This is a genomic window from Kitasatospora sp. NPDC101108, from assembly GCF_055584725.1.
Genome location: NZ_JBVJLM010000001.1, coordinates 39243 through 55443 on the forward strand (window position 1 = coordinate 39243; position 16201 = coordinate 55443).

Consider the following 16201-nt stretch of genomic DNA (forward strand, 5'->3'; position numbering starts at 1 on the left):
GGAAACTTCAGGACGGTCGCGGTGCTGGGCTCGGGCGTGGAGCTGTCCCGGGCGGCCGGTTTCGGCACGCCGGACGGGTTGGCCGGGGTCGCGGTCTGCGCGGACGGTCAGCGGCCCGGTGCGGCGTTCTGGGAGGAGTTCGCCGGGATGGTGGAGCGCCACCGCTTCCCGTCGCGCTGACAGGGCGCGGCAAAGGCCCGTACGGTGCCGCCTCGTGCGACACCGTACGGGCCTTCGCGGTGGCCCTTCGCGGTGGCCCTTCACCGTGGCCTCTCGCGGTGGCTTGCGCCGTGGCACGAGCCGGCCGGTCAGGCGGCGGCCCCGGTGCGGGCGCTCAGGGCGGAGTCGATGCCCCGCAGGAAGTCGTCGAGGTCGCCCGGGTTGCGGGAGGTGAGCAGCCGCCAGCCGTTGGCGTCGTCGGTGACCAGCGGTTCGTCGGCCCAGGTGGCACCGGCGTTGGCGAGGTCGGTGCGCAGGGACGGGTAGGAGGTGAGCCGCTTGCCGTAGGCGACGCCCGCCTCGGCCAGCATCCACGGGCCGTGGCAGATGGCGGCGACGGGCCGGCCGGAGGTGGTGAAGGCCAGCACCAGGGCCACCGCCTCCTGGCGCAGCCGCAGGGTGTCCGCGTTGATCGTGCCGCCGGGGATGAGCAGCAGGTCGTAGTCGGAGGGTTCGATCTCGTCGAGGGTGTGGGTCGGGCGCACGATCTCGCCCGGGTCCTTGTCGCCGACCAGGGTTCGGATGTCGTCCCGGTTCGGGGCCGCGATGTCGACGTGCACGCCGTTCTCGCGCAGGTGCCGCACGGGGACGAGGAGTTCGTCCTGTTCGACGCCGTAGTTCGTCACGATCGCCAGGACCTTGCTGGGGTGGGTCATCGCTCCTCCTTGCGAGGGTCGGCGGTGTCGGGCGCGGCGGGCCGCGCCCCCGGATGTCGGCGGCTACCCGGCTACCGCGCGGCCATGCCGGATTGGTGGGTTCCGATCCGGGTAGCCGCGCGGCACCGGCGGGAGGAAGGCACCCGCACCGAACCGGTGGAGGCAGTGGTGAGCATCAGACGACGTTCCTGGGCGGTGGCGATGCGCGGTCGCGTCGGCCACCGGCAGGGCGGGCCGGAGGAGCCCGACCGGTCCCCGCTCGACGGCGGCCGGCCGCCGCGTCCCCGCCCTTCGGACCCCGACGCTCCCGCGGCGGGCCTGGAGGAGGACGAGGAACAGCCCGACCATCCGGAGCCCCCGGCGGCGGACCCGGACACCCCGTGAGGCGCGGACGGCCGAAGTCGGGCGACCGGCGGCACGGGAGCCGCCCGCCGAACGGCCGTCGGCCCGACAGCCGTCACCGGCTGGTCCCGGGCGCGGCCTCGGAATCAGCCGGCGGCTCGTCGGGCCGTCGCGCCGACGGTCAGTGATCAGTCCAGCGGCTCCGCGCGGACCGGTCGGCCCAGTGGGAGCGCGGAGGTGATGGTCCGTATCGCGCCGTCGCCGTCGATCTCGGCGCGGACGGCTCCGGACTCGTCCACGTACACCTGGGTGCCCTCGCTCCCCATCGCCCCGGTGGCGGTGAGCACGAGTTCCTGGTCCGGGTCGGTGACGACCAGGCGGTAGTGCTTGGCGGTCCTCATGGTGCGTCGTCCTCCGTGGTCAGTCGCGGCGTGGTCGGGCTCACAGCTCGTCGTCGTCCTCCTCGGCGGCCGTGCCGCCGCCGTAGCGGGCCTGCCATTCGCGGGCGCGGGCGTTGTGCCACTCCACGCCCTGCGCCGCCTGCTGCTCGGACAGACCGCTCATCCGGGCGACCAGGCTGAGCGGGACGGGTTCCTCCTGCTCGGCGAGCGCCCGGCAGACCTTGCCGGCCCACTGCTCCTCGGGGACGAAGGGACGGTCGCGGTACTGCTCGACCAGTTCGGCGAGGTGCTCCACCGTGCAGGCGGTGAGCACCCGTCTGCCGTCCAGCTCCGGATCGGTCGGGTGCAGCGCGGAGGAGTCCGGGACCAGTGCGCTGAGCAGGTCCGCGGCGTCGACGACCCGGCCGCAGTGGTCGCACAGGTCGAACGCTTCCGTGTCGTCGGCGGACCGGTCGTCCGCCGGGGGTCCGAAGTCCTCCATGCCGCGCGCCTACCCCGCATCGGCCCGGCAAACCGGCCGGTACGGGCGGCGGCGACCGGGTAGGCGCGTCACCGGGTCCCGGGCGACCGGGCCGCACACGGCAGGGAGGAAGACCATGAACGGATCGTCACACGAACGGCCGCTGCACGACATGGGCGGCGCGATCGGCCCGGCGGACACCGCGGGGACGGAGTCCGGCGAGGAGCGGCGCGACGGCCCGGAGCGCCGTCCGTCGCCGATCGGCAAGGGCGGGACGCCGAACGTGGCCGGGAGCGCCGAACAGCAGCCGGAGATCGCCGAGGGCCCGGTGCCGGGCGTCCAGCCGGACGAGGACTACGCGGGACCGGTGCACCAGCCGCCGACCTCGGTCGATCCGCCGCCCTCGGCCGGTCCGCCCACCGGCACGAGCCGGACCGGTCCGGGGGAGGCCGGGGAGCCGGTGCCGGAGGCGGACGAACCGCTGCCGGAGCCCGAGCGGGGCCACCACGACCCGGGCGCGGAGCCGGAGGACGAGGGCATCCCCGACCTCCAGGACGGCTCCCCCGCCCGCGAGTGGTCACAGGACCCGCAGATCCCGGCCGTCCCCGGGGACACCCCGGTGGCCGCCGAGTCCCACGGCACCACCGGCGCCGAGCAGGCCGAGGGAGAGTCCCTGGACGCCCGGCTCGCCCAGGAGGAGCCGGAGACCGACGAGCGGACCGCGGTGGCGGACGTGCCGGAGGACGCCGCCGGCCGGCTGGACCTCCCGGACAGCCACACCGACCTGCGGGGCGAGGCCCCCGGCGACACGGCGGGCCTGTCGGCCGAGGAGGAAGCGGTACGGATCCGCTCCGACGGCGGAGCAGCGCAGCCGGAACCGGACACCCCTGCCGGGCGGACGGAGGACCGCACCGACCGGCCGGGCATCGAGACACCGGAGTCCGTCGAGGGCGCGACCGGCGGCGAGGACGCCGAGGGCGAGCGGCCGACCGAGAGCTGACGCCCCCCGGGCCCCGCCAGGGGCCCGACGGCTCGGCCACGGGTGCGGCCCCGCTCCCCGGACATCCCGGGGAGCGGGGCCGCATCGGCGCGTGGGGTCAGCCGCGTGGGGTCAGCCCGGGCTGATCCGACCGCGCCAGCCGCCCTCCGCCCGGCCGCGCTCCTCCATGAACTCCTTGAAGCGCTTCAGGTCCCCCTTCACCCGCCGGTCCACCACGCCCAGCACGTCGCCGGTCTTCTCGACCATGCCCTCGGGCCGGAAGTCGATGGCCATGCTGACCCGCGTGTGGAGATCGTCCAGCCGCTGGAAGGTCACCACGCCCTTCTGGTCCACGTCGCCGTCCACGGTCCGCCAGGCGATCCGCTCGTCGGGCAGCTGGTCGACGATCTCGGTGTCGAACTCCCGACTGACCCCTCCGATGCTGGTGCGCCAGTGGTTGTGGCGGTCGTCGAGCTGGGTCACCGCGTCGACGCCCTCCATGAAGCGGGGGAACTCCTCGAACAGCGTCCACTGGTTGTACGCGGCGTGCAGCGGGACGTCGACGTCCACGGACTCCTTCACCATGCTCATCTGGGGCCTCCTCGTGTCGCCCGGCCGGGTCCCTCCCGGCCGACCGCGCGTGTGCCCGCTCCGGAGCGGTGTAACCATCCCACCGGGCCCGGCCCGGTGGCCGACCCGGGTGTCCCGGGTTTGCATGGGGTGACCGAGCCCCGAGACCCGGAGGTCGCCGTGTACGAGATGTGGGCCGAACACGACCCGGCGGTGTCGCCGCCCGCCGTGGTGTGGCACGTGGTGGCGAAGGACGACGCGAGGTCGTCACTGTGCGGACGGTTCCTCGAACCGTCCCAGCGGGTGGTTCCGGCAGCCGACGGCACCGGCGCGGAGGTACCGGACCGGTACTGCGACCCCTGCCTGGTGACCGTCCGTGAGGCACTCGCGGCCGGCAAGCGCTGACCGCGGTGGTCGAGCGGCCGGGGGCACGTCAGGCCAGCACGAAGATCATCGCGACCAGCATGACGGAGACCGCCAGCGCCAGCAGCACGATCACGACGGCGGGCCAGGGCCCCCAGGCCCGCCGCACTTCCACGGGCTCCGGGTGGGAGATTCCGGAGATTCCCCCTTCGGCCGGTGGGGTGTCCCCGCCGGGCAGTGCCCCGTGTTCGTCCAGCGCCGGGGTGCGGTCGGGATCGGGATCAGGTGTGGTCATGATGTCGCCCCAGGTGGCAGCGGTTCCGACACCCGGCGGCTGCCCGGGGGCGCAGCGGGGAAACACCGCCGGCCCCGGTGATCCGGAATGCGCGCCGACCGCTACCGGCCGTCCGCCGCGATCCGGCGGACCCGTACTCGGCGACCAGTCGGGCGAGCGCCATGACATCCACCATGGGCATGAGAACCTCCGGACGTGTCCGGACAGTATGCAGCCCATCACGCGGAGGAACCACGCGCCCGGCCCGTGGGTGTCAGCCCGCCAGCACCGTGGCCGGGGCCAGCCTGCCGTCGACCAGGTCGCGGGCCGCGTCCGCCACGGCCGTGCCGCTGCGCCGGGCGTGGGAGCGCAGCACTTCGAAGGCGGCGTCCATGTCCAGCCCGCCGGACTCGGCGAGCACGCCCTTCGCCCGCTCGATCGCGGTGCGGTCCGCCAGCGCCGAGCCGATCTCCTCCGCGACGGTCTGCTCGCGCCCGTACCGGCGCTGGAGCAGCGCGATCACGGCGAGGTCCGCGAGCGGCTGGACGACGTCCGGGCCGTCCTGGCCGGGCTCGGTGCCCGCCCGGACGTCGAACACGTTGAGCGCGCCGACGACGTTCCCCTCCAGGCGCAGCGGCACGGCGCGGACGGAGCGGAAGCCGAGTTCGAGCGCCTGCGGGGCGAACCGGGGCCAGCGCCCGCGCGCCCGGTCGAGGTCGCGTTCGACGATCTGTTCGCCGGTGCGGTGGCAGTCCAGGCACGGGCCCTCGCCGATGGCGATCTGCAGGGACTCCAGCCGGCGGACCCGGTCGCTGGAGTAGGCGACGTCGCGCAGCTCGCCGCGGCCGTCCGAGACCACCAGACCGGCGCCGGCCGTCCCGCTGAGCGCCGTGCAGACCTCGGTGAGGCGGTGCAGGAACTCGACCGTGTCGTATCCCGGTCCGACCAGGGTCCCGGTGAGCCCGGCGAACGCCTCGTTCACGCGGGCTTCGCGCGTCATTGCAGCCTCCGTATCCCCTCGGGCCAAGGCTACGCCCCGTCCTTGCCCGCGGTCATCCGTCATCGGTCCTCCTCCGTGAACCGCAGCCGCCGTTCCACCACGTCGTGGGCGACCTCGTCGATCTCCCGGCCGTGGGCGAAGGCGTGGGCCCGCAGCAGGTCGAGTGCCTCTCCGGCGGGCACCCGCGCCTGCACCATGATCATCCCTACCGCCTGGTCGACCTCCACGCCGTTGAGCGGCGGATCGTCCAGCCACAGCTGGGCGGGCACTTCGCCGGAGGGCCCGAGGAAAGAGCCGACGAGGGCGAGGGTCACACTGGTCGCGGCGACCTGGATGTCCGCCGTCTCGTCGGGGCCGGGGACGCCCGGCCCCGAGCGGTAGAGGCTCAGGACGCCGATGCCGGAGGTCCCGAGGTGCAGCGGCGCGGCGTAGGCGCTGCGCAGCACGCGGTCGGCCGGGGCCGTCGAGGCGAGGTCGACGACCAGCACCGGCCAGCGAACCTCGTCGGGCGCCAGGAAGTCGGCCACCACCACCGGCCGACGGCTGCGGAAGGCGTCCACGCCGGGGCCCTCGCCCAGGCTGAACTGCCGCTCCTCCATCCGCCGGGCCCGTTCGTCGGTGGCCCACACGCCGCCCCGGTGGCCGGGGTCGGCCATCAGGGTGATGGCGGCGGACTCGACGGCCAGTGCCTCCACGCAGGCGGCGCAGAGCCGTTCGGGCAGCGACGGCCGGCCCTTGCCGTTGACCGCCTCGGCCATGATCCGCGCGATCCGCGTCAGATCGGCCATCTCCGCCTCGTTTTCCTTCCGTCGCGCGCCGCCCTTCGGGCGGTGCCGCGGTGGTCCGGTGGTCCGGTGGCCACGCCGCGCCGCGGCGTGATCACCGCAGTATAGGTGTCGCGGGCAGAACCGGCCGGGGAGGTGCGACTCGCCGATGCACCCCGGCCACGCTGCGCGCCTACCCGGGCCGGGCCACCGCACACCCGGTCCCGGCCCGGCCCCGGCCGGCGAGTCCCGCCCGGACGGGGCGGGTGCTCCGGATCGTCACCCGCACGGAGTGGGGGCCACTGCCCTTTTCCACCGGAGGTCCCGGGTGTCGGGGCGGGTTTGGCCGGGCCGGGTTCGGCTAGCCGCCCGATATGGACACCACAGCTCTGCACACCCACCGCTGGTCCCGCCTGCTGCGCCGCGCCCTGGACGCGCCCTCGCACTGGGAGGCGCTGGACACCCCGGCCCAGCCGATCGCCGACGCGTTCCAGTCCCTTCCGCTGGGCCCGTACCGTGATGCCCTGCACGGGGTCTGGCTGGGTCACCCGCTGCACCCGGCACTGGTCCAGCTGCCGATCGGCTGCTGGACGTCGGCGGGACTGCTCGACCTGGCGCCGGGCCGGCGCCGTTCGGCCGACGTCCTGGTGGCGGCGGGCCTGCTGGCCGCCGGGCCCGCCGCACTGGCGGGCTGGGTGGACTGGGCCCGGCTCGACGCGCCGCGCCGGCGCACCGGGCTGGTGCACGCGCTCGCCAACACCGGTGGTGTGCTGCTGTACACCGGCTCGCTGCTGGCCCGCTGCCGCGGGCACCGCGGGCGCGGCCGGCTGCTCGGCTGGGCGGGGATGACCGCCGTGGCGGCCGGCGGCGTACTCGGCGGACACCTGGCCTACCGGCAGGCCGCCGGGCCCGACCGGGCCGCCGCGGTGCCCCGGCTGGCCCCGGCGGACTGGGTCGCGCTGGGCCCGGTCGAGGACTTCCCCATCGGGCAGCCGGTCCGCCGCCGGGCCGGCGAGCTCTCCGTGGTCGTGGTCCGCGACGACGAGCGCTGCCACGTGCTCGCGGAGCGCTGCGCCCACCTCTCCGGCCCGCTGTCGGAGGGCAGCGTCGTCGACGGCTGCCTGCGCTGCCCCTGGCACGGCAGCGAGTTCCGGCTGCGGGACGGCGAGGTGGCCGGCGGCCCCGCCACCGCGCCGCAGCCGGTGCTGGAGACCCGGGTGCTCTCCGGCCACCTGGAGGTACGGCTCCCCGGAGCGGGCTGACCGGCCGTCACCGGCCGCGTTTCGCCCGGGGTGGCGCGGGCAGCCGCGCGGGGAGCAAGCCGGAGGGGGCGCGGCCGAACGCCAGTGGCCGGCGCTGGGCCACCGCGGTATCCACCGGGCGCTGCTCGCCCGGTCCTGACAGCCGCCCACCCACAGGAGCACGCGATGAGCGTCGACACGATCACCGACCGGCTGCTCGCCGAGCACGGCCGGACGTACGCCGAGGAGGCCGGCATCACGCTGCGGGACAAGCCCTCCCCGCTGTACCGCCTCCTCGTGATGACGGTGCTGTGCTCGATCCGGATCAGCGCCGCCACCGCCATCGACGCCGCCCGGGAGCTGTCCGCCGCCGGGTACCGCACGCCGCGCGCGATGGCCGACTCGGACTGGCAGGACCGGGTGGACGCGCTGGGCCGGGCCCACTACGTCCGGTACGACGAGAGCACCGCGACCGCGCTCGGCGAGGGGGCGCAGCTGGTGCTCGACCGCTGGCACGGCGACCTGCGCCGGCTCGGCGACGAGGCCGACGGCGATCCGGACGCCCTGCGGGAGCTGCTCCAGGAGGTGCCCAGGATCGGCCCGGTCGGCGCCGACATCTTCTGCCGGGAGGTCCAGACGGTGTGGCCGTGGTTGCGCCCGTTCTTCGACGAGCGGGCGTGCGCGGCCGCCGAGGACCTCGGTCTGCCGCACACGCCGCGCGGTCTGGGCGGTCTCGTCCCGCCGGAGGAGCACGCCCGGCTGGCCGCCGCCCTGATCCGGGTCAGCCTGTCGAAGGACGCGCTCGCGGAACTGCGGGCCGCGTGAGCGCGGGCCCGTCCGTCGCCGTCAGGGGGCGGCGAAGCGGTTGACGCCGCTCACCCGGCAGGTGATCTCGCCCTTCACCTCGGTCGCGCCCAGCGCCTTCGGCGTGGCGGACCGGCCCGCGGTGAGGTTGTTGGTGGCGGCGGGGGCTTCGCCGACGCGGGTACCGGACCTGTCGACGAACTCCACCTGGATGATGTAGTTCGACGTCCTGCTGCTGTGGTTGGTCACCTTGAGGTTGGCGGTCGGCCAGTGGATGGCCGGGTCGACCACACAGCCCGTGACCTCGACGTCCTTGGCGGCCTCGGCGTCCCCGGCGCTGGTGACGGGCGCGGCGGGCGCCGTCCCGGTCGTGACGGTGACGGTCGGGCCCGAGCCGTTCCCGCTCGTGGTGGTGTCGGGGTCGCAGGCGGCCGTGCCGAGCGCGGCGACGGTGGCGGCAGCGGCGGCCAGGACGAGGTGGTGCGACGCATGGTCCCCCCTGGGACGTGGTGCGGACTGTGCGAGGACCGTATCGGCGCGCGCACCCCCGGTGTGCCCGGTGCGGCGATTCCGTGACAACTCCGGGACCTCGCCGGGCAACTGGCCCGGCCGGCGGTGGTCGGGGACACCCGGGTTCCGGCCGGGTCAGAGTTCGATCAGCAGGCCGTCCTCGGCGACCGCCGCGCCCGCGGCCGCCAGGTCCGCTGTCAGGTCCGCCGCCCCGGGCCGGTCGGGCCGGGCAAGCGGATTGGTGTTGTTGAGGTGGGTGTAGAGGTAGCGGGGGCCCGGCTGGCCGGCGAGGTGCGGGAGCGAGTCCCGCACCGCGAGGTGGCCCATGCCGGACGAGCGGCGTGCACCGCCGGTCCGCTCGGCGAGCTCCTCGGCCGTGCCGAAGGTGCCGTCGAGCAGGACCACGTCCGCCCCGGCCACCGCGCGGTCGACGGCCGGGGTCCAGTCGGCCAGGCCCGGGGCGTACACGGCGGCGGCACCGTCCGCTCCGGTGAACCGGTAGCCGGTCACCCAGTCCGTGCGGTCGTTCCCGCCCCCGGCGGGCAGGTCGGCGGCGTACCGGGGGCGCTTGCCGCCGAGTGCGAAGGCCTCCGCGCGCAGCCCGCCCGCGAGTTCCACGGGCTCGCCGGGGGTGACGGTGTGCCAGTCGGCCTCGGTGTAGCAGGCGAGCAGCGGGCCGGCGGGGAAGATCTGGTGGAGCGCGCGGCGCACCGGCTCGGTGGCGTACACGGCCAGGCGGGCGGCCTCGCGCAGGGTCAACAGGCCCAGGGTGTGGTCGAGTTCGCCACTGGTCAGCAGGACGCCGCGCAGCGGGGTGTCCCGGGTGCCCGGGGTGGGGGCGAGTTCGGGGGCCGCGAGCAGCTGGGTCCGCAGGTCCGGGGAGGCGTTGACCAGGTACCAGGCGTGGCCGTCGCCGCTGACCGCCAGGCAGTCCTGGCTGCGGGCGGCGCCGGTGCGGCGGGCGGCGGTGCACTCGGCGCAGCCGCAGTTCCACTGCGGCAGGCCGCCGCCGGCGGCGGTTCCGAGGACTCTGATCTTCACGGCGGCGTTCCCTTCTCCGACGCTCGGGCTCGCCCTCAGCGGAAGCGCCGGGGCACCGGGGCCGCCGTCCCCGCCGGGACCGGGTCCGTGACCAGGTGGTGGTGCGGCGAGAGCCGGCACGCCGGGTCGGTCGCCGCCGGGTCGCCGGTGAACTGGTAGGCCTGGCAGCGGCAGCCGCCGTGGTCCAGCTCGCGAAGGGCGCAGCCGCGGCACGGCTCCGGCATCCAGTCGGTGCCCCGGAAGCGGTTGAACGCGGGCGAGTCGTGCCAGCTCGCCGCCAGTCCGTCGGTGACCGCGTGGGGCACCGCCAGATCGGGCAGTTGCGCGGCGGCGAGGCAGGGCAGGACGTCGCCGGTGGGGGTGACCGCCAACTGCTCGCGGCCCCAGCCGTTCATGCAGGGCTTGACGGTGCCGCCGTGCAGATCGGCGGGGACGTACCCGATCTCGGCGCGCCCGCGGTGGCGCTCCCGGGCGGCGGCGACGTCCCGTTCGGCCTGCCGGATCTGCTCCGCGTCGGGGACGAGGTGGGCGCGGTTGCGCCAGGCCCAGCCGTAGTACTGGACGTGGGCGAGTTCGACCCGGTCGGCGCCGAGTGCGACCGCCCGGTCGGCGAGGGCGCCGAGCCGGGCCAGGTTGCCGCGGTGCAGTACGGCGTTGACGGTCAGCGGCAGGCCGGCGGCCGTGAACTCCCGGGCCGCGGCGAGCTTCCGGTCGTGGGCGGCGATCCCGGCGACGGCGTCGGCGGCACGCGGCTCGGCGTCCTGGAGCGAGAGCTGCACGTGGTCGAGGCCCGCCTCGGCGAGTGCGCGGGCGCCGCCCGGGGCGAGCGGGACCCCGCTGGTGATCAGATTGGTGTAGAGGCCCGACTCCGCCGCGCGGCCGATCAGTTGCGTGAGGTCGCGGCGCAGCAGCGGTTCGCCGCCGGTCAGGTGGAGCTGGAGCACGCCGAGCCCGCGCGCCTGGTCGAGGATGTCCAGCCATTGCGCGGTGTCCAGTTCCGCGCGGTAGCGGGCGAGTTCGACCGGGTTGGCGCAGTAGGTGCACCGGAGCGGGCAGCGGTAGGTGAGTTCGGCGATCAGTCCGAGGGGGGCGGGTGCGCGGGCGGCGCCGCCGGAGGGTGCGGCGGCCGTCACGGGCCGGACGGGGGCACCCGTCCCGTCCAGGGTGAGCAGTCGCCGCCCGGCGAGGTCGGCGAGCAGGGCGTCGACCTGGGCGTCGTCCACCCCGTCGTACTCCTCGGCGAGCCCGGCGGTGACCGACCGCGTGTCGCGGCGCCCGTCGCAGTGCCGCAGGACGGCGGCGGCCGTGTCGTTGAGCAGCAGCACGCCCTCGGGATGGAGCAGCGCGGCACGGCCGCGCACCGGGTCGTGCACCAGCCGGACGCCCGGGCGGAGTCCGGGGACGGAACGGGCCGGGGCGGTGCTCACCGGCCGGCCATGCGGTCGGGCGGGAACGTCCCGGTGAGCGCCGCCGCCGCTCCCTCGGTCCGGGGCCGGTTCCGGAACCGCGGGTAGCCGGCGGCGGCGGAGTGCACCCCGCAGGCGACGTGCCGCTCGTCGAGGCCCTCGGCGCGGTCGGGGCTCCCCCGGCCGGGCCGGTCCTGGCAGGCCCCGTCCTGGCAGGCCCCGTCCTGGCAGGCCCCGTCCTGGCAGGCCCCGTCCTGGTGGGCCCCGTCCTGGTGGGTGAGCCGGCCGGCCCGGGCGCGAGAGACCTCCGAATGCGGGCAGTCGGCGATGATCGCGGCGTTCCCGCGGGCCAGGAAGAGCTGGTGGTACCGGCGGCTGGTGGCCCAGCGCCGCAGCTCCGGTGGCGTGCAGCCACCGGAGTGCCGGCGCAGGTGGAACGGGTGGGCGTCCCGGTGCCGTTCGCGCAGCCCGTACGGCCTGGCCGGGAACTGCTCGCGGCTCAGCGGTCGGGCCACTGCGGGGCCCGCCGTCCGGCGTACGCGGTGACCTCGGCGCCGGTGCGGTGGCACTCCACCTCGGGCGCGGACCAGGCGGGCCTGGCGCCCTTCGGCCAGTCCGGGGACGCGGCAGCGGCTCTCGGTGGCGGTGGCGGGGTTCGAGTGGCGTCCATGGCTGCCTCCTCGGATCGGGGATCCGGTTCCGGTTCCGCTCTCCGGTCCGGACACCGGGGAGGGCGCACGCGCCCTCTGCGGGGACGCTACGAGCCCGCGCGGCCGGGCGCCGGTCGAGAACCGCGCGGACGGGGTACCGGAGCGCCGCCGACGGCGGCCCGTGGCAGGCTCGGGCCCGGCCCGGGCCGCGTTCCGGAGGGCCGGCCGGCGGCTCGCCCGGTCGGGTGACGCCGGAGCCCCGCCCGAGCGCCCCCTGCTCGCTGTCCTGTCCGGGGATTCACCGCTGGGATTCACCGCTGCGCCGCGCGGCGCACCAGCTCGGGCGGCCCGAGCGGTACCACCGGTACTCGCTCCACATGGTGAAGGTGGAGCGGAGCCACGGGTTCACCCGGGCGGAGGCGCCGCAGGGCTGACAGCGGTCACGGCGCCGGGGGTGACAGCTGTCATCCGCGATCCGTGACGAAGCGTCCTGCCGCCCGGGGGCCGGGATCGGCGAAGCTGACGGTGCATCAATCGGACGCACCCGCAGGAGAGAGCACCATGGCGAAGCGGATCCTGGCCCTTGCCATCGGCGTGGCGGTCGTCGCGGGGCCGGCCGTGGCCCCGGTGGCGGAGGCCGCGACACCCGGCCCCTCGACGGTCACCGTCGACGGACGGGTCACCAACACCGTCCCGGCCGACGCGATCGGGGTCAACACCCCCTTCTGGAGCGCCCCGTTCACCCGCTCCGACACCCCGGGGCTGATCCGTGAGGCGGGCATCCGCACCCTGTCGTTCAACGCCGGCGGGCCGGGCGACCTCTACCACTTCGACCACGGGGGCCGGCTCAGCCCGGACCCGTACGGTCCGTACAACGGTCCTGGCGGCTACGGCTACCAGAACCTCGCCCCGGCGTTCTCCTTCGACCGCTTCGCCCGGACGGCGCGGGCCGCGGGCGCCGGCATGCTGGTGCACGTCAACTACGGGACCGGGCCGACCGACACCGCCGACCACCCGAGCACCGACGCCGACCCCAGGCCCGGGGACCCGCAGGAGGCCGCCGACTGGGTGCGCTACGCCAACCTGACCCGGGGGTACGACGTGCGGGACTGGGTGATCGGCGAGGAGACCTACCTCAACGGCTGGGACAAGCCCGCCGGGCCGACCCCGCCCGGGCCGGGCCACGACCTCGACGTCCGCGAGCCGGACGCCCATCCGGACCGCAGCCCGGCGGCGTACGCCCGCAACAGCATCGAGTACGCGAAGGCCATGAAGGCCGTCGACCCGGGCATCCGGGTCGGCATCGAGCTCTTCCCGTACGACCCCCAGCGGCTGGGCGAGCCCGGCCCTGACGCCCACGCCAAGGAGTGGGCGGAGGCGGTCCTCGGCACCCCGGGACTGGCCGCGGCGGTCGACTTCGTGGACGTGCACTGGTACCACGCGCGTTATGCGGGGGCCACCACCGAGGCCGCGCTGCTCGCCGACACCTCGGCCACCGCCCGCGCCATGGCCACCGTGCGCACGGCCCTCGACCGCGCCTCGGGACCGGACCACCGGATCGCGATCGTCGCAGGCGAGACCAATCTGAACAACCAGGGCGACCCGCGCCAGCGCGGCACCGCCGGCGCGCTCTACCTGCTGGACAGCAACCTGTCACTGCTGGAGAACGGCGTCTCCCAGGTCGACTGGTGGTCCCTCTACAACGGCCCGCAGCTGTTCGGGAAGGACGGCAAGGAGTGGGGGGACCTCGGGCTGCTGTCCTCCGGCGAGTGTCCGGCGGGCTGGTCCGGCGCCGAGCCGTGCGAGCCCCCGGTCGGGACGCCGTTCGCCCCGTTCCACACCATGAAGCTGCTGACCACCGCGCTCCGGGGCGGCGGGGACACCCTGGCCGCCGGCACGGACAACCCCGCGCTCGGCGTGCACGCCGTCCGACGGGCCGACGGGACGCTCGCCGTCGTCCTGGTCAACAAGGACCCGGAGCACGCCCAGTCGTTCCGGCTCTCCCTGCCCGGCGACTACCGGGTGCGGCACACCCTGTCCTGGCACGACGGCGACGGGGCACCGACGGTCCGGCACGGCTCGGCACCGGGCTCGCTCGCGCCGTACTCGGCCGCGGTCGTCCTGCTCGACCCGCGCGACTGACACCCGGCGATCGGACGACGGGACGACGACCCCACGACGACCCCACGACGACCCCACGACGACGAGGAACGAGGAGAAGAGCATGAAGGTGCTGGTGGCCGGGGCCGGGATCGGCGGCCTCTGCCTGGCGCAAGGACTGGTCCGGGCCGGGATCGACGTCCGGGTCTTCGAGCGCGAGCCCGGCGCGGACAGCCGCTATCAGGGCTTCCGGATCGGCCTGGACGGGCCGGGGCTCACCGCGCTGCGGGAGTGCCTGCCGCCCCGGCTGCACCGCCTGCTGGAGGCCGTGACCGGCCCGCTGGCGGGCGAACGGCGGGTGGTGGACCCGTGGCTGAACGAAATCCGGCAGCTCAGCGCGACGGTCGACGGCACAGCCGCCGACCGGCACGTACTGCGGCAGCTGCTGCTCGCCGGGCTGGGCGACCGGGTCGCGTTCGGCCGGGCCGTGATCGGCTACCGGGAGCGGGCGGACGGCCGGGCCGAGGCCCGCCTCGCGGACGGCGGCAGCGCGGTGGGCGACCTGCTGGTCGGGGCGGACGGCGTGGGATCAGCGGTCCGCCGGCAACTGCTGCCCGGGGCCGGGGTCACCGCCGTCCCCGGCAACGCCCTGCTCGGCCGCACCCCGCTCACCGACCGCCTCGCCGCGCTGGTGCCGGGCTCCGGCACCCTGGTGCACGGCCCCGACCTGAACCTGCTGATCGGCCGGATGGAGTTCCGGCGCCCACCGCGGCTCGCGGCCGCCGAGCTGGCGCCGGAGGTGGAACTGCCCGACACCGGCAGCTACTTGCGCTGGGTGGCGATGCTCCCCGAGCCGCTCGGCCCGGAGGCTGGGGCCTGGGCGCAGGTACGCGACCGGCTGCTCGGCCGGATCGACGGCTGGCACCCGGACCTGGTCGAGCTCGTCCGGAGTTCCGACACCGGTAACAGCTCGCCGCTGACCATCCGTTACGCCGAGCCCGTACCCCACTGGGGCACCGGCCCGGTCACCCTGCTCGGCGACGCCGTCCACGCCATGCCGCCGAGCGCCGGTCAGGGCGCCAACACGGCGCTGCGCGACGCCGCGCAGCTCTGCCGCTCGCTCACGGCCGTCCACCGCGGCGAGGCCGAACTGGCCGCCGCCGTCGAGGAGTACGAACTGCAGATGCTCGACCGGGGCTTCGCAGCTGTCGCCATGGGCCTGGACCGGCTCCAGGAGTTCACCCCGGCACACTGAAGCGCCCCCGGCCCTGTCGTCGAACTCCCGGAAGCGAACCCACCGACTACCCGGTGCCGCGGCCCGCAAACGACGGCGTCCGGCGGCCGGGCGGCCGGCACCTGCGGCGGGCCGGAGGCGGGCGGCGGCGAGGTTTCACCGCGCCCGGCGGGGTTAGCCGCTCCACCGGAGGAAACCCGAGGAGCCCAGACCGAGGAACCGAGGCTGCCATGACCACCGCGTTCGGCTACTTCCTGTCCTGCGAGGAGTTCACCCCCGCCCAGCTGGTCGAGCAGGCCCAGCTGGCCGAGCGGGCCGGCTTCACCCGGCTGGCGATCTCCGACCACTTCCACCCGTGGAACGACGCCCAGGGCAGCAGCCCGTTCGTCTGGGGCGTGATCGGCGCGCTCTCGCAGGTCACCCGGCTGCCGGTGACCACCCTGGTCACCTGCCCGACCGTACGGCTCCACCCCGCGGTGACGGCCCAGGCGGCGGCCACCGCGGACGTCCAGCTGGCCGGCGGCCTGCGGCTGGGCGTGGGCACCGGCGAGGCGCTCAACGAGCACGTCCTGGGCGACCGCTGGCCGCCGTTCGACGTGCGGACGGAGATGCTGGAGGAGGCCGTCTCGGTGATGCGCGAGCTGTTCACCGGCTGCCTCGTCTCGCACCGCGGCACCCACTACACCGTCGAGAACGCCCGGCTCTACACCCCGCCCAAGGACGGCCGGCTGCCCGTGTACGTCTCGGCCTTCGGCCCCAAGGCGGCCGAGTCCGCGGCGGAGTACGCCGACGGGCTGGTCACCATGTCCCCCGACAGCGAGCTGATCGGGCGCTACCGGGCGGCCGGCGGCACCGGACCGGTGATCGGCGGGGTGAAGGTGTGCTGGTCGACCGACCGCGAGCGGGCGGTCAAGACCGTCCACCGGCTCTGGCCGAGCGAACTGCTGCCCGGCGAACTCGCCCAGGTCCTGCCCACCCCCCGGCACTTCGAGCAGGCCACCGAGCTGGTGACGGAGGAGATGGTGGCCGAGGCGGTCACCTGCGGCGACGACCCCCAGCAGCACCTCGACCGGCTGCGCGGCTACGTCGACGCGGGCTTCGACGAGGTCTACATCGGCCAGATCGGCCCGGACCAGGAGGGCTTCTTCGACTTCTACCGCGAGCACGTCCTGCCCCGAACGGCCTAG

General features: G+C 75.5%; 21 protein-coding genes. 9 read left to right on the plus strand and 12 right to left on the minus strand.

Annotation, left to right across the window (positions count from 1 at the left end):
• Nucleotides 1–21 precede the first annotated feature (21 nt).
• Nucleotides 22–180: a hypothetical protein gene (locus ACZ6Z8_RS00210; protein WP_465604493.1), complete on the plus strand. Its 159-nt coding sequence runs from the start codon at nt 22–24 to the stop codon at nt 178–180.
• Nucleotides 181–308: 128 nt separating this feature from the next.
• On the opposite strand, the gene ACZ6Z8_RS00215 is transcribed toward ACZ6Z8_RS00210, so the two are convergent.
• Nucleotides 309–875, minus strand: coding sequence for a type 1 glutamine amidotransferase domain-containing protein (locus ACZ6Z8_RS00215; protein WP_465604496.1), 567 nt, complete (start codon nt 873–875; stop codon nt 309–311).
• A gap of 168 nt (nt 876–1043) precedes the next feature.
• Here ACZ6Z8_RS00215 and ACZ6Z8_RS00220 point away from each other — a divergent pair, with 168 nt between their 5' ends.
• Complete coding sequence (locus ACZ6Z8_RS00220; protein WP_465604499.1) at nt 1044–1259, plus strand: hypothetical protein; 216 nt, start codon at nt 1044–1046, stop codon at nt 1257–1259.
• A gap of 146 nt (nt 1260–1405) precedes the next feature.
• Here ACZ6Z8_RS00220 and ACZ6Z8_RS00225 read toward each other — a convergent pair whose 3' ends face one another.
• Together ACZ6Z8_RS00225 and ACZ6Z8_RS00230 are read right to left on the minus strand one after the other, a co-directional pair.
• On the minus strand, nt 1406–1618 hold the full coding sequence (locus tag ACZ6Z8_RS00225) for a DUF6296 family protein (RefSeq protein WP_465604501.1): 213 nt from the start codon (nt 1616–1618) through the stop codon (nt 1406–1408).
• 40 nt (nt 1619–1658) lie between these two features.
• Entirely contained in the window at nt 1659–2099 is a 441-nt protein-coding gene (locus ACZ6Z8_RS00230; RefSeq protein ID WP_465604504.1) for a hypothetical protein, read from the minus strand.
• A gap of 115 nt (nt 2100–2214) precedes the next feature.
• Here ACZ6Z8_RS00230 and ACZ6Z8_RS00235 point away from each other — a divergent pair, with 115 nt between their 5' ends.
• Nucleotides 2215–3078: a hypothetical protein gene (locus ACZ6Z8_RS00235; protein ID WP_465604507.1), complete on the plus strand. Its 864-nt coding sequence runs from the start codon at nt 2215–2217 to the stop codon at nt 3076–3078.
• A 111-nt stretch (nt 3079–3189) separates the two neighbouring features.
• Here the strand turns inward: ACZ6Z8_RS00235 and ACZ6Z8_RS00240 are convergent, their stop codons facing one another.
• A complete protein-coding gene (locus ACZ6Z8_RS00240; RefSeq protein WP_465604510.1) occupies nt 3190–3648 on the minus strand; it encodes an SRPBCC family protein in 459 nt (152 codons plus the stop codon).
• A 129-nt stretch (nt 3649–3777) separates the two neighbouring features.
• On the opposite strand from ACZ6Z8_RS00240, the gene ACZ6Z8_RS00245 reads away from it, so the two are divergent.
• The gene (locus tag ACZ6Z8_RS00245) at nt 3778–4032 is read left to right on the plus strand and encodes a hypothetical protein (protein WP_465604513.1); all 255 of its coding nucleotides are present in this window, start codon (nt 3778–3780) and stop codon (nt 4030–4032) included.
• 28 nt (nt 4033–4060) lie between these two features.
• Here the strand turns inward: ACZ6Z8_RS00245 and ACZ6Z8_RS00250 are convergent, their stop codons facing one another.
• From ACZ6Z8_RS00250 to ACZ6Z8_RS00260, 3 genes are all read right to left on the minus strand, one after another.
• Nucleotides 4061–4285 (minus strand): DUF6480 family protein, encoded by a 225-nt coding sequence (locus ACZ6Z8_RS00250; protein ID WP_465604516.1) that lies wholly within the window; start codon nt 4283–4285, stop codon nt 4061–4063.
• 253 nt (nt 4286–4538) lie between these two features.
• Complete coding sequence (locus tag ACZ6Z8_RS00255; RefSeq protein WP_465604519.1) at nt 4539–5264, minus strand: GAF and ANTAR domain-containing protein; 726 nt, start codon at nt 5262–5264, stop codon at nt 4539–4541.
• A gap of 59 nt (nt 5265–5323) precedes the next feature.
• Nucleotides 5324–6052, minus strand: a complete 729-nt coding sequence (locus tag ACZ6Z8_RS00260) for a GAF and ANTAR domain-containing protein (protein WP_465604521.1) — start codon at nt 6050–6052, stop codon at nt 5324–5326.
• Between the two features lie 350 nt (nt 6053–6402).
• On the opposite strand from ACZ6Z8_RS00260, the gene ACZ6Z8_RS00265 reads away from it, so the two are divergent.
• Complete coding sequence (locus tag ACZ6Z8_RS00265; protein WP_465604524.1) at nt 6403–7290, plus strand: Rieske (2Fe-2S) protein; 888 nt, start codon at nt 6403–6405, stop codon at nt 7288–7290.
• A gap of 165 nt (nt 7291–7455) precedes the next feature.
• Complete coding sequence (locus ACZ6Z8_RS00270; protein WP_465604527.1) at nt 7456–8094, plus strand: endonuclease; 639 nt, start codon at nt 7456–7458, stop codon at nt 8092–8094.
• 21 nt (nt 8095–8115) lie between these two features.
• On the opposite strand, the gene ACZ6Z8_RS00275 is transcribed toward ACZ6Z8_RS00270, so the two are convergent.
• From ACZ6Z8_RS00275 to pqqA, 5 genes are all read right to left on the minus strand, one after another.
• A complete protein-coding gene (locus ACZ6Z8_RS00275) occupies nt 8116–8652 on the minus strand; it encodes an FxLYD domain-containing protein (RefSeq protein ID WP_465604529.1) in 537 nt (178 codons plus the stop codon).
• Between the two features lie 66 nt (nt 8653–8718).
• A complete protein-coding gene (pqqB, locus tag ACZ6Z8_RS00280; protein ID WP_465604532.1) occupies nt 8719–9624 on the minus strand; it encodes a pyrroloquinoline quinone biosynthesis protein PqqB in 906 nt (301 codons plus the stop codon).
• 35 nt (nt 9625–9659) lie between these two features.
• Nucleotides 9660–11051: a pyrroloquinoline quinone biosynthesis protein PqqE gene (gene pqqE, locus ACZ6Z8_RS00285; protein WP_465604534.1), complete on the minus strand. Its 1392-nt coding sequence runs from the start codon at nt 11049–11051 to the stop codon at nt 9660–9662.
• Complete coding sequence (locus ACZ6Z8_RS00290) at nt 11048–11545, minus strand: hypothetical protein (protein WP_465604537.1); 498 nt, start codon at nt 11543–11545, stop codon at nt 11048–11050. Before ACZ6Z8_RS00290 ends, pqqE begins: the two co-directional genes overlap by 4 nt.
• A complete protein-coding gene (gene pqqA / locus ACZ6Z8_RS00295; RefSeq protein ID WP_465604540.1) occupies nt 11530–11700 on the minus strand; it encodes a pyrroloquinoline quinone precursor peptide PqqA in 171 nt (56 codons plus the stop codon). Before pqqA ends, ACZ6Z8_RS00290 begins: the two co-directional genes overlap by 16 nt.
• Nucleotides 11701–12241: 541 nt before the next feature.
• On the opposite strand from pqqA, the gene ACZ6Z8_RS00300 reads away from it, so the two are divergent.
• The 3 genes from ACZ6Z8_RS00300 to ACZ6Z8_RS00310 all read left to right on the plus strand — a co-directional run bounded on the left by ACZ6Z8_RS00300 (nt 12242) and on the right by ACZ6Z8_RS00310 (nt 16201).
• Nucleotides 12242–13822 carry a hypothetical protein gene (locus ACZ6Z8_RS00300; protein WP_465604543.1) on the plus strand — a complete coding sequence of 527 codons (1581 nt, stop codon included), beginning with the start codon at nt 12242–12244 and terminating at the stop codon, nt 13820–13822.
• Between the two features lie 82 nt (nt 13823–13904).
• Nucleotides 13905–15035, plus strand: coding sequence for an FAD-dependent oxidoreductase (locus tag ACZ6Z8_RS00305; protein WP_465604546.1), 1131 nt, complete (start codon nt 13905–13907; stop codon nt 15033–15035).
• Nucleotides 15036–15244: 209 nt separating this feature from the next.
• The gene (locus ACZ6Z8_RS00310) at nt 15245–16201 is read left to right on the plus strand and encodes a TIGR03557 family F420-dependent LLM class oxidoreductase (protein ID WP_465604549.1); all 957 of its coding nucleotides are present in this window, start codon (nt 15245–15247) and stop codon (nt 16199–16201) included.